Below are 12429 nucleotides of genomic sequence, written 5' to 3' on the forward strand. Positions count from 1 at the left end.
TCTATATAGAAATAATGAAGGTGAATCTATTGAATAAGCTTTTATTTCATAATATCCCGCTGGGAGCTACTGGTGAGCGGATCCCGCAAGCGGCTGTGGCCTCAGCGCAGACAAGCCAAGAACTGGTGAAGCGGGAGGAAGAGGACTCCGCTTATTTTCGCAGGCTGGAAGAAGGCGGCATCCTGCTCAACCGTCCGCAGATTTCCGCGGTACGGCATCATAAAGGGCCGCTTCTAACACTGGCCGGCGCAGGCTCCGGCAAAACCTCGGTTCTGATCTGCCGAACCGGTTATTTGTTGTCCGTGCGCGGTGTCTCGCCAAGTCAGCTGCTATTGCTGACTTTTTCGAGTAAAGCTGCGGCTGAAATGCGCGAACGGATCGCCCTATTACCGGGAGTAGGCCCAGCGGACGTCGCGCGGCTGCAGGCCCGCACGTTTCATTCCTTTTTCTTATTTTTCTTGCGCAGACAAGGATTGCAGCAAGAGATTTTCAGTGAGACGCGGCGCCAGCACATCCTGCTAAAACAAATCATGCGTGAGCTCGGGCTACCTAAGGATGCCTATCCACCGGAAACGCTACTCTCCCTGCTCTCTTCCTGTAAGATGAACATGGGTACCGTAGAAGGCTTGCCTGAAGGAACCACCGCTGAAAAAGAAATGAAATCCATTCTGGAAATCTACGAACAATGGAAACTAGACAATTTCAAAATCGACTTCGACGATGTCCTCTTAATCGCCTATCGGATGCTGAAGGAGCGTCCTACGCTTTTGCAGGAATTGCAGATGAGATATCTATACGTGATGGTGGATGAGTTTCAGGATACCAATGCCTTGCAGTACGAGTTAGTCAAAATGATTGCTCACCCGCAGCATAATCTGATGGTGGTTGGCGACGATGACCAGACGATTTATTCCTTCAACGGGGCACGCAGTGAATTTATTCTGGAATTCGAGAAGCTGTACCCGGGAGCAAGGGTTATTACACTTGATATTAATTACCGTTCTGGTCCAGCTATAGTCGGACTCGGCAACGGTATTATCCGGCACAATACGCGCCGGCGTTCCAAAACCCTGCAAGCTGCCAAAGGCAGCGGGAGTCAGCCCCGGTATATGCGTCCGCAGACAGCAGACGAGGAAGCTGAGCAGATGGTTGAGCATATTTTAAACGAGGTTTCGAGCGGCAAAAGAGAATATAGCGACTTCGCCATGTTATATAGAGCGTCCAGCAGCAACCGGGCCGTTCTGGAATTACTTCTTTTACGCGATATTCCCTATATTGATTATGGAGAAGGCCAATTACTGTACGAACACTGGCTAATCTCCCCGGTCGTGGATCATATGCGTCTCTCCGTGAATCGGCGGAATTTTGCGGCTATGGAGAACATCCTGCCTACTCTATATATGAACCGTGAAAAAGGTATGAATCACATCCGGCAAATGGAAGCCAGACAACCAAAGCAAGGCCCACTAATCCATCTGTTGTCCATGCCCGGCATGGAGGATTTCAAGGGCACTAAGCTTAGAGAGCGGCTGGATCTAATTCGCAATATGCGCGAGTTAACCCCAGTCCAAGCGATTCGCCAGATCCGCACGCAATTCTATGATTATTTCATCGAAGCAAATGAGCGGCATCAAGCAACCTTGCATCGTGAGACGTTAAAAGAAATGCTAGATGAACTAGAATCGTCTGCAGAGCGATTTGATAGTATCCCTGCCTTTCTGGATTTCATAGATAATGTTACGGAACGTAATGAACATAATCGTCAGCCGGGCACCAAAGAACAAGGGAATCGGATCGCGCTTATGACCATTCACAAATCCAAGGGATTAGAGTTTCCTGTGGTCTTTTTGATTGGAGCCTCTGAAGGAATTCTCCCGCATAGCTCCGCCCTCGAGGGCGACCGGCTCAAGGACCGCAAGCTGGCCGCTGCAAATAGTGGAAGTTCAAGCTTGGCTGCCCTGGAAGAGGAGCGAAGACTGGCTTACGTAGCTGTTACTAGAGCCCGGGAAGAGCTATTTATCAGTTCACCTGCGAGGCATCGGGGCAAAAAAGCAGAGGTCTCCCGCTTCATGTTATCAGCCTTCCGCTCTGCCGTTTCTTCCACAGCAACGACTACGGTGAGCAGAACAGTGACAACAAGATCCTTACCTACCAGTCGCACAACTGCGACAAGAACCCATGTCGTTCCAGTATGGAATTGTACCAGCAATACCTGTCCTGGCTGGACGCGCATGAAAGCGGGCGGAGCTGAGGATCATTTAACCTCAAAGCCCTGCCCGTTATGTAGTTCCCCTATGGCAAAGGACCAACGAGAAGTTCCTGTATGATTCAACGCAAAAAAAGCAAGTTTCCTCTTCCCTGGAAACTTGCTTTTTTAATAAAAATATAGGTTTAGGCTGGAGTTACTACCGCTTCTTCTTCCTCTTCTTCATGCACGGTCTTGATCTGGATCATTACGGTTGACGGTTCGGTCAACACTTCAATCCCGTCCTTAAAGATCAGGTCAGAGACAAGCAATTGGTCGCCAATATCCAATCCGCTGATATCCACTTCCATGGAGGTAGGAAGATCTTCAGGCATACAGCGAACTTCCACTTCATAAATTTCAACCTGAAGCGTACCGCCTGCTTTAATACCTACGGCTTCACCTGCAAAATGAATAGTCACCTTGCTGTCCATGCTCTTTTTCATATTTACATGTTGAAAATCAATATGCAGAATTTTGCCCGACAGGGTATCCTTCTGAATATTCTGAACCACGACCGGAACCTCTAGCTCTTCCGATACCTTACCTTGCAGAATTGCGCGCGGATTCTTTTTGAGAATGTCCAGAAGTTCTTTTTCATTCACTTCCAACGTCAGAGTCTCTTTACCAATACCATATAATACAGCCGGAATACGTCCTTGCTTACGCGCCTGATTGATGTTGGACTTGGTGTCAGTCTTACGTGTGTTGAATTGAATAAACTTATTCATTGGGTTTCCCGCTCTCTTTGACCATAAATTCTTGTCACACTAAGTGTAACATGACCATATAATCTAGTCAAACCAATTGAAAGAATGCTAGGATTCATATTCGTCAAATGGGTCTGCGATTTCAATCTGATACGCTTCTGCGTCACTCACCCCTACTGACAATACCGCCCGGCCTCCTCCAAGACGCTTCAAGCCACCACTGAAGATGACATCCTCCAGTTCCTTGCGCTTGCCCGGGCCCGCCGGAAAATCACTGCGGACTGCTATTATTTTGACCGGAGTTGCCTTATAAGTCTCAGGATTCAGCGAAAAAGCCATGGCATAATAGTGTTTGTTTCCGGCACTATCGAAGCAAGCAATATGGCCCAATACGCCCACCATTCCACCCCGCAACAGATGAGCTTCATTGGCTCCACCCCACTCTTCGGGCACGAATTGATCCTGTAGCACCTCGGCCTCAATGAAGGTCTGCTCATTTAGTTCGTCCAGCGAAGGAATCACTGTGAACCCAATCTGTCCTCGCCCACCCCGCTCGCCCTGTGGCCGGGTAAATACGCCTACACTGCCATTATCAAGCTCGATAAGCCGGATATCCTTCATCGTGCCGGGTCCTGAAGAAAAGTGGGTCAAAGAATCGATGTGATACCCCCGGTAGAACTGAGTCACCCAGGAGACAATCCGGTGCGGATCATCCGCTGCCGTAATCACTTCCACCCCGCCTACGATCAGTTCCCCCCTGATCCGGGTCCAGCACGGATCCTGTAAATTGTACGTATGCGTATGCGCACGAGGTCTCCAAACCCCATCATGGCATGTAAAAAAGAAGACTTGAGAGAACTCACTGTCCCGTTCCTCAACTCTTCCCATTAGTACCTCTTCCCCGTTATACATAAACGGGGCGGTTATATTATAGACATCCCGGTGCCCAACACCGGTGAACGTCAGTTTATTTACAGTAGTTGTACCGCGTCCGGCATGATATGTATCCAGAAGCTGCTTACAGGTGGCTGTCCGTGCCGGGTTCCTTGTCATCGCCGTCCTCCTCGTAATCATTTGAACGATCGATCACCCAATCGTTGTCTTCAGCATCCATGGCAATCAGCTCGCCGGGCTGGACATTAAAGTATACACATAATTTTAGCAACAGATCCCTTGGATACTGCACCATCTCATTCTTATACATTCGGCGTACCGAATCAAAATGGTAATTGATCTCTTTAGCAAGCTTGCGGATCGATAATTTCGGATCATGCCTCTCCATGACCTCACTCAGTTTACTGCGTATGACTGGCATTCCTACACCTCCTCCAATAATATATCCGCACTAACCCCAAGGCGTCAATCGAATTGACAAGATAAAACGGTCATGTTACAGTGGGATTAGGAAATAATTTGCAACATTTCTAATTTCAGAAAACCAAATACCTTTCCCTATTCAGAAAATAGAGTCTTCTTTATTTTCTTTTTTTGTATCCAGACCAATCGCAAGACCATTAGGGAGGCTCTTTGAATGAAAAATACAGTCCGTAATCACAACATCGTGTTCTTGGGAACCAGTCTGCCGCGAGAGTGCGGTATCGCCACGTTCACACAGGATCTGCTAGATGAACTTATCCACCTTCCCGGCTTCAACCCGCCCCGGATTATTGCCATAAACAACAATGAAACCTACGCTTACGATCAGCAGGTAATACGGCAGATCGACCAGCATAATTACGCAGATTATATAGATACGGCCGATTTCCTCAACAATTCTGATACCGATTTGTTGGTCATCCAACATGAATTTGGCATCTACGGCGGAGAAAGCGGTGAATACCTGCTGCCCTTTGTCGAACGTTTAAACATTCCGTATGTTGTTGTTTTTCACACAGTGTTGACCAAGCCCTCCCCTAAGCAGCATCAGATCATCCGATGTCTGGCCGAGCGTAGCGTGCAGGTCGTGACGATGGCGGAATCAACCCTTACCGATTTATCTACTATTTATGAGATCCCAGTTTCCAAAATCACATTCATCCATCACGGTGTCCCTCAAGTGAGCACAGCTTCACGCTCCAGCCTCAAAGCACAATACGGTTATCCAGACCGCAAAATCCTCTCCACCTTCGGCTTCCTCAGTCCCGGCAAAGGGATTGAATACAGCATCGAAGCCATGCGCGGCGTGGTCAAGCGCCATCCCGAAGCACTTTACATTGTCTGGGGCAAGACCCATCCGGTCGTCAAGCAGGAATCCGGGGAAGTTTACCGCCAGAAACTAACGGACCTGGTAGAAATGTTTGACCTGCAGGACAATGTCCAATTCGTCGATAAGTTGCTGACCCAAGAAGAAGTAATAGAGTCCTTGGTCATGTCAGATATCTATGTGACTCCTTATCTGGGTAAGGATCAGGCCGTCAGCGGCACCCTGGCCTACGGAGTCGGTTATGGCCGGGTCATCGTGTCGACCCCTTACCGCTACGCCCAGGAAATGCTGGCAGAAGGCCGCGGTCTACTGGCTGATTTTCATGATTCTGCTTCCTTGGAAGCCTGCATTTTGCGCTTGCTGAACAGCCCTGCTCTGGTGCAAACGATGGAAGACCGCACGTTGAAGCTCGGGCTCACTATGCGCTGGAACGAAATCGCCAAAATCTATGCCGCCTTGTTCCACAGCCATATCCAGAGCTCGGCTTCAGCTGATCGGAGCGTGATTTAATGGAAACCTTCACCACAGTACAGTCTAAACCAGGCTATATGCGCAGAATCACGGACGATACAGGAATCTTTCAGCATACCAAGTTTGGGGTTCCGGACCGTTCCAAGGGCTACACTACCGATGATAACGCCCGCGCCTTGATTGCTGCGGTCTTAATGTACGAGAATTCCCGGGATGCCGTGGCACTCGATCTCATTCATACGTATATCTCTTTTATCTATCATTCCCAGACAGCGGACGGCAATTTTCGCAATTTCATGGATTATAACCGCTCCTTTATAGAGGATAAAGGTTCTGAAGATTGCCAGGGACGTACCTTGTGGGCACTCGGGTTCGCCTTGTCACATGCTGCTTCCCTGCCCGATAACCTGATGAATACCTGCCGGTATTTGATCAATCAGGCACTGCCGCATCTGGAGGCCTTGGGCTCACCTCGGGCCGGAGCCTATGCCATCATCGGCCTAAGTTATCTTACCGAAGCACCGGGCTCATTAGGTTATGCTTTTCCATACCCGCATACTGAAAACACGACCGAAGAAGCCACCTTTCTGCCAAGGGCAACCATTGAGAGTCTGATCGAAAATATTGCGGTTCGGCTGCACAATCAATATACCCGCTATAAGGGGCACGGCTGGAATTGGTTCGAGGACAGCATCACTTATGGCAATTCCATGCTGCCCTGGGCTCTGCTTCGGGCCTTCCTGATCTCCGGGAATAAAGACCTGCGGGAGACCGCCAAGGAAAGCCTGGATTTCCTAGCTTCCACCACCTTCTCCAGCAAAGGTTACTATAAACCGATCGGCAGCCATGGCTGGCTGCTGCGCGATGGGCTGGCTGCACCCTATGATGAACAGCCCATTGAAGCCTGCGAGATGCTGCTGGCCTGCCGGGAAGCAGCTGTTGTTCTTGAGGACCCCGCCTATCTTGCGCAGGCAGAATTATGCTACAACTGGTATCTAGGGCATAATTCCTTGGGAATCCCTCTGATCGATCCGCAGACTGGTGCTTGTTATGACGGCATCCATGCCGCGGGGCTCAACCTGAACCAAGGCTCGGAGAGCATTATATCCTTCACAATTGCCCGGTTGGTGATGCATCATGAATAAATATGCTACGATCCTAGCCGGCGGGGGCGGAACACGGTTCTGGCCCCTGTCCAGACAAGAAATCCCAAAGCAGCTGCTGAACATTAGTGGCAACGACATTATGCTAAACGATACGATTGAACGCTTCAAAGGGATTATTCCTCAGGAGAATACAGTTATCGTTACTAATCGTACCCAAGCAGTATTGTTGGAGAGTATTATGCACAGCAGCGTTCTAAAAGCTAATATTCTAATTGAACCTGTGGCGCGAAATACAGCCGCTAGCATTCTTTTTGCAGCATTATCTATAGAGAAATCTCATGGCAATTCTTTAATGGTCGTCCTTCCCTCCGATCACTATATAACCGATGAGGAACAATTCCGTCTTACACTAGACGAAGCCTGTACTGTTGCCATGGAGTCAGACAAAATAGTAACCATCGGAATCAAGCCTACTTTCGCATCTACTGGCTACGGCTATATTGCCTTTGATAAGACGCCGATTGCGACTAGCCCAGTGGCTGTATATGATGTAGATGAATTTGTAGAGAAACCAAACTTTCAGAAGGCACAGAGTTATCTGGCATCCGGTAATTATCTATGGAATAGTGGGATTTTTATTTGGCAGACCTCTGTCATTATTGATAATTTCAAACGTTATCTACCTCGACTCTACAAAACCATGCTGCCCATCAGTGATTGTTTGGGTACAGATCAGGAAGAGGAAGTTATTAATGCCATCTATCCAACGCTTCAGAATATTTCGATTGATTACGGCATTTTAGAACGCTCTGATGAAGTTGTCGTGCTTTCCGGGCAATTTGGCTGGAATGATATCGGCAGCTGGGATGCACTGGGTTCAATCTTCCCTCCGGATGATGCAGGCAACATTATAAAAGCAAATCATGTAGGGATAGATACCCATAATTCAATCATCTATGGAAATGGCAGATTGATCACGACCATTGGTGTAGACGGGTTCATCATTGCCGATACTGGGGATGCACTATTAATCTGTCCCAAGGACAAAGCGCAGTCAGTCAAAGATATCGTGGAGCTTCTAAAGGAACAGGGAATGACAGAATATATCTAACTAAAAGGAATGCAAAAAGACGGGCCATTGCAGTACATGCATGGTCCGTTTTTTATCTAATTATATAAGTTGAACAGTTTATAAATGTTTTTTAAGCGCCAAACCTAGGTCCAAGCCCACAAGAACCCGTCTCGATCCCAAGCAATTCTCCCGCCGTGGAGTTTCCGGAAAGCTTTCTTCACTTCTTTGGAGAGTGAGGCATTGCCGTTCTCATTCACAAATACAAATTGTTCTCCAAAATTCTCTTTTACATATTCAATCGCCGCCGTCTGATGCAAGGTACCCGTAAAACGAATCTCCTTCACCATCCATTCTGCTACTTCTTGTGCGGTTATTTCCATATGGATGCGCCTCCTCTCTGTGCTTACTGCTAAAATGTGCCCTCATTATAACATGAATACAGCCCAACCGGACAAACGTCCGAATTGGGCTGTATTGAAGTCATTTAACATCATTGTGGATAGATATGGTTCGAGGGATAACGGGACTTCTGTCCTCCACTCACCATCAACAGAATCCCAGTAATTAAGTGCAAGAACCAGCCCACAAAAGGAATCCATGCCAATAAAGAGGTTATAATTCCTAGCACTGAACCATAGATAGACTCACGGTCTCTTGAAGATAAAATCAATGTAATCACATGTAGAATAAACATCAACCCCAGAACGGAATACCCCGTGCCAATAACAATAGCAGCACCCAGGATTGGAATTGCCAAAATAATTTCACAGGAACCCGTAATCCATTTCATAGCTTTAGAAGCGCTCAATAGACAACCTCCTAATTGGGTAAAATATACAAATGATTATACAAAAACCCAGCTTTCACGTATATGATTTTTCTCGTGCTAATTATTTTATTTCATACCAACGGCAAAGGTTCTTCCAATTTGTCATGGGATTGCTTCTGCACAAGTGGAGGCAAGCCCTCCTTACTCATTGCTGCCGAAGGGTTCAGCCCCAAGCAGTGGCACATTAAAGGAGCCATTCGCAGCTGTGGCAGCACTTCTTCCTCTTTTTCCGAAGATAATACATCTACCCCAAACGTATATAATGGCACATCTCGCTCGGAAGGGGTTATCCCGCCGTGGTACCCATTTGCGTTCATTCCATGATCTGCCGTAATCATAATCTTATAGCCCTGTTCCATCCAAATAGGCAAAACAGTGGCCAGCAGACCGTCGGCATTACGCACTGAAAGCTCATATTCTTTACTCTCGCCGCCATAACGATGCCCGGCGTCATCTATATTCATGGAGTGAATGTATAAAAAATGCGGATCATAGGCACTCCGTAAATACACCGCGTCGGCAAACACATGACTGTCGGGATAGTGATCCTCGAAATAAAAGCTGCCCTGCTGAATGGGCTTCATCACATTGTGCTGATGGCGATCAGCCAGCGGATCAAAAGGGGCCGAATTATAAAGCTCACTGACCCAATGATAGGCGACAGCAGCTGTGCGCAAATTAGCGGCCACTGCCAGATGGAATACGCTCTCTTCATGGCTTGGTCTCACAATATGGTTAGCCGTAATTCCATTTTTGGACACAGGTGTCCCCGTCAAGAGCACTTCATAAAGCGGGCGTGACAGACTAGGCAGTTCCGATTTCACTCGGTGACATAATATTTTCCCCTGCTCCACCAGATGCTCCATATACCCCATGTATTCACGTGCGGCCTCATATCGAAGTCCGTCCAATACTACCACAATAAGTTTATTGTTCATTTCAGTCATCTTATTACGCTCCCTCTCGTTCCAGATGCAGCAGCTCAGAAGGGTTCAGAGCCAAGGTGACATTAGCCCCTTCCACCAGCCTCAGCCAGCGTCCGTCATTTAAAAGATCAACCGTTAAGCAAATGTCTTCCACCTCTACCGTACACCTAATAATATTGCCCAACACGGAGAGAGATTTAATGATGCCATTCACCAGTTGCACTCCGGCAGCAACCTCATGAAATCCCGCGCTCTCATGCAGCAGCGTAACCGCCTCAGGCCGAATAGCAAAGCGGTCCTTCGTGCTATCTATCCCCCGGAACAACGTCATCACTTCTGATCGGGTCAATACATTGTAGCTGCCCATAAACCGGGCAACGAACTCTGTTCGTGGTGCGGAGTACAACCCCTCAGGTGTGCCACCCTGCACAATCCGGCCACCGTTCATAATACAGATGCGGTCAGAAAGAATCAGTGCTTCCTCCTGATCATGCGTCACGAATAGTGTCGTCATGTTAAACCTTTTTTGGATATCACGAATTTCAGCACGCAGGTTCTTGCGTATCTTGGCATCAAGTGCGCTTAGAGGTTCATCCAGTAATAATACTTTGGGCTGCACCGCTAAAGAACGAGCCAGCGCTACCCGCTGCTGCTGTCCACCGGAGAGGGACTGCGGATATACATCCCGTTTATCCTCCAGATCGACCAATGCCAGCAATTCCGCGCAACGATTATGGCGGGCTGATTTGGATAACCCCCGCATTTTCATACCATACTCGATATTTTGACTCACTGTCAGATTAGGGAATAGCGCATAAGACTGAAACACCATTCCCACCTCGCGTTTACGGGGCGGCAAACTTCCCAGATCTTTATTTTCCAAAAGAATTCTGCCGCCATCCAGCTCTGAAAGACCAGCTATACAGCGTAGCAATGTGCTTTTTCCACAACCGGAAGGGCCTAGCAGTGTCACAAGCTCACCTTCACGGATCTCCAAATCGACATTGTCTAGCACGCAGGTATCACCGAACATTTTGAGCACACCCTGCAGCTTCAGATAATCATTCATCCCTTAACGCCCCCTCCCATCTTTTTGCCGAGCTTCATTAGTACCATCGAAAGAATTAGAATAAACATAAAATAAGAGATCGCAATCGCGCTGGCTAAATGTCCACTTTCACCAACCCTTTGATATAGATATACCTGAATCGTCTGAATATGTCCGCCAACTAACATGTTCGTAAGGACAAATTCGCCGAATAGAACTGAAAATGATAACAGTGTAGAGACGATAACCCCAGGCCATATATTAGGCAAAATCACATTCACAAAGGCCGTTCTTCGGCGGGCACCAAGCAGCTCCGCAGCATGCAGCAGTTCTACGGCATTAACCGTTAACAGACTATTGCGAATGCCCTGATACATATAGGGAAGGATGACCACAAAATATGCGCCCACCAATAAATACGCTGTTCCAGCGATATCAAAAGGACCAGAGGAATAGGTACGAATAAGACCTACCGCAGCCACAACACCAGGCACCGCATAAGGCAAAACAACAATACCTTTCATAAAGCTCTCCCAGCGCGGAAAATAGAGGGTGATAACAAAAACAGCTGGCAGCATCACGACCAGACTCAGCATCACGCTGATCAGGCATAAATAAAGCGAGGTCCAAAGCGCCTCCAGAAAGCGAATATCCTCAAACATTTCCTCAAACCAATTCAAGGTCCAAGCTCGGGGCAGCAAGGTATTCTGCCAATCTTGTGCAAAAGCATAAATGCCCGTTGCCAAAAGAGGAAGCAGCAAATACACCATGAGCAGCAGCATGAAGGTGCGTGGAGCGAAGCCTGCTTTACGTATATTCATTGCCCTACCTCCTCACGAGCTGTCCATAAACGCCGGGAAGCTTTGATTTTAACATCCGGTTTACTGACTGCTTTCGTTCCGAACCTCTCCGCACGCCGCACCATTAAATGGTTCAGATAAACCGCCAAAATCGTAGTCAGACCAAGCAGAACAGCAAGCGTACTCCCCATTTGTGGCTGTGTAACCACATCTCCGGCAACCAGTGAACCGATACGTACCGCCAACAGATTGTAATTTCCGCCAACCAATGCGTAAGCCGTGGCATAAGCCCCCATTGCATTAGCAAAAAGAATTCCAAGTGTGCCAAAAATCGCTGGAGTTAAAATAGGCAGGCCAATCGTCTTCCAGAACTGCCAAGGCCCAGCCCCCAGTAAGGACGCTGCCTCTCTCCACTGCTCACGAATTCCGTAAAAGGACGGGTACAAAAGCAGTAAGGCTAACGGAACCTGAAAGTATACATACACCAGGATTAGACCTGACCAGCTATATAGATCAAAATCGGCAAAAACACTCCAGCCCCACTGTTTAAATAAGAGTGTAAACACCCCATTATTTCCGAGCAAAATGATATAAGCAAAAGCCAGCGGAACACCTGCGAAGTTAGAGGTCATATTCGACAGCATCAGAAGTCTATCGCGTACTCTCGGGGTAAACCGGGTAATGCAATAAGCACAAAAAAGTCCGACAATGATCCCTATCAGACTTGAGGTTATGGAGATTAGCAGACTGTTCTTAATCGCCTGCATGTAATAGGCACTTTGCAACGCATGCAGATAATTGCCTAACGTAAATCCCGTTCCGTCCGCTGTGCGAAAGCTTCCCGTCAGCATGGATAGTATAGGTACCAGTTGAAAGGCTAACACCATTAGTGCAAATGGAATAAGTGCCAGAATCACACCGCGGCTTCTTTGTTTCATCTTACTCGCTCCTTGTCGCGGGAATAGAACAAAGGCGCCTTACGGCATCATGACGAAGGCGCCCTGCTTCTTTTTTGGGGA

Annotated in this window: 13 protein-coding genes; 4 read left to right on the forward strand and 9 right to left on the reverse strand. The window is 47.8% G+C overall.

Annotated features, from left to right (window positions below):
• Positions 1 to 29 precede the first annotated feature (29 nt).
• Positions 30 to 2327 carry a UvrD-helicase domain-containing protein gene (locus MHH60_RS12145; protein WP_076134787.1) on the forward strand — a complete coding sequence of 766 codons (2298 nt, stop codon included), beginning with the start codon at positions 30 to 32 and terminating at the stop codon, positions 2325 to 2327.
• Positions 2328 to 2391: 64 nt separating this feature from the next.
• On the opposite strand, the gene MHH60_RS12150 is transcribed toward MHH60_RS12145, so the two are convergent.
• The 3 genes from MHH60_RS12150 to MHH60_RS12160 all read right to left on the reverse strand — a co-directional run bounded on the left by MHH60_RS12150 (position 2392) and on the right by MHH60_RS12160 (position 4270).
• On the reverse strand, positions 2392 to 2976 hold the full coding sequence (locus MHH60_RS12150) for a 50S ribosomal protein L25 (RefSeq protein WP_076101172.1): 585 nt from the start codon (positions 2974 to 2976) through the stop codon (positions 2392 to 2394).
• A gap of 87 nt (positions 2977 to 3063) precedes the next feature.
• On the reverse strand, positions 3064 to 4008 hold the full coding sequence (locus MHH60_RS12155) for a DUF1861 family protein (protein WP_076134786.1): 945 nt from the start codon (positions 4006 to 4008) through the stop codon (positions 3064 to 3066).
• Positions 3974 to 4270 carry a helix-turn-helix domain-containing protein gene (locus tag MHH60_RS12160; protein WP_051491502.1) on the reverse strand — a complete coding sequence of 99 codons (297 nt, stop codon included), beginning with the start codon at positions 4268 to 4270 and terminating at the stop codon, positions 3974 to 3976. Before MHH60_RS12160 ends, MHH60_RS12155 begins: the two co-directional genes overlap by 35 nt.
• Positions 4271 to 4486: 216 nt before the next feature.
• On the opposite strand from MHH60_RS12160, the gene MHH60_RS12165 reads away from it, so the two are divergent.
• From MHH60_RS12165 to MHH60_RS12175, 3 genes are read left to right on the forward strand one after another with little or no spacing between them, the layout of a single operon-like run.
• Positions 4487 to 5668, forward strand: a complete 1182-nt coding sequence (locus MHH60_RS12165; RefSeq protein ID WP_076134785.1) for a glycosyltransferase family 4 protein — start codon at positions 4487 to 4489, stop codon at positions 5666 to 5668.
• Entirely contained in the window at positions 5668 to 6774 is a 1107-nt protein-coding gene (locus MHH60_RS12170) for a glycosyltransferase (protein WP_076134784.1), read from the forward strand. The genes MHH60_RS12165 and MHH60_RS12170 overlap by 1 nt, the downstream gene beginning before the upstream one ends.
• Positions 6767 to 7846 (forward strand): mannose-1-phosphate guanylyltransferase, encoded by a 1080-nt coding sequence (locus tag MHH60_RS12175; protein WP_076134783.1) that lies wholly within the window; start codon positions 6767 to 6769, stop codon positions 7844 to 7846. The genes MHH60_RS12170 and MHH60_RS12175 overlap by 8 nt, the downstream gene beginning before the upstream one ends.
• A gap of 104 nt (positions 7847 to 7950) precedes the next feature.
• Here MHH60_RS12175 and MHH60_RS12180 read toward each other — a convergent pair whose 3' ends face one another.
• The 6 genes from MHH60_RS12180 to MHH60_RS12205 form a co-directional block, all read right to left on the reverse strand.
• Complete coding sequence (locus tag MHH60_RS12180) at positions 7951 to 8187, reverse strand: DUF6953 family protein (protein WP_036687339.1); 237 nt, start codon at positions 8185 to 8187, stop codon at positions 7951 to 7953.
• A gap of 110 nt (positions 8188 to 8297) precedes the next feature.
• Positions 8298 to 8615 (reverse strand): hypothetical protein, encoded by a 318-nt coding sequence (locus MHH60_RS12185; protein ID WP_036687337.1) that lies wholly within the window; start codon positions 8613 to 8615, stop codon positions 8298 to 8300.
• 92 nt (positions 8616 to 8707) lie between these two features.
• Positions 8708 to 9583, reverse strand: coding sequence for an alkaline phosphatase family protein (locus MHH60_RS12190; protein ID WP_081388959.1), 876 nt, complete (start codon positions 9581 to 9583; stop codon positions 8708 to 8710).
• Between the two features lie 4 nt (positions 9584 to 9587).
• On the reverse strand, positions 9588 to 10631 hold the full coding sequence (locus MHH60_RS12195) for an ABC transporter ATP-binding protein (RefSeq protein ID WP_076134782.1): 1044 nt from the start codon (positions 10629 to 10631) through the stop codon (positions 9588 to 9590).
• Positions 10628 to 11431, reverse strand: a complete 804-nt coding sequence (locus MHH60_RS12200) for an ABC transporter permease (protein WP_076134781.1) — start codon at positions 11429 to 11431, stop codon at positions 10628 to 10630. Before MHH60_RS12200 ends, MHH60_RS12195 begins: the two co-directional genes overlap by 4 nt.
• Positions 11428 to 12348, reverse strand: a complete 921-nt coding sequence (locus MHH60_RS12205) for an ABC transporter permease (protein ID WP_076134780.1) — start codon at positions 12346 to 12348, stop codon at positions 11428 to 11430. Before MHH60_RS12205 ends, MHH60_RS12200 begins: the two co-directional genes overlap by 4 nt.
• Between the last annotated feature and the right edge of the window lie 81 nt (positions 12349 to 12429).

The organism is Paenibacillus sp. FSL H7-0716 (assembly GCF_038002705.1).
In the GTDB taxonomy this organism is placed as follows: domain Bacteria; phylum Bacillota; class Bacilli; order Paenibacillales; family Paenibacillaceae; genus Paenibacillus_AQ; species Paenibacillus_AQ odorifer.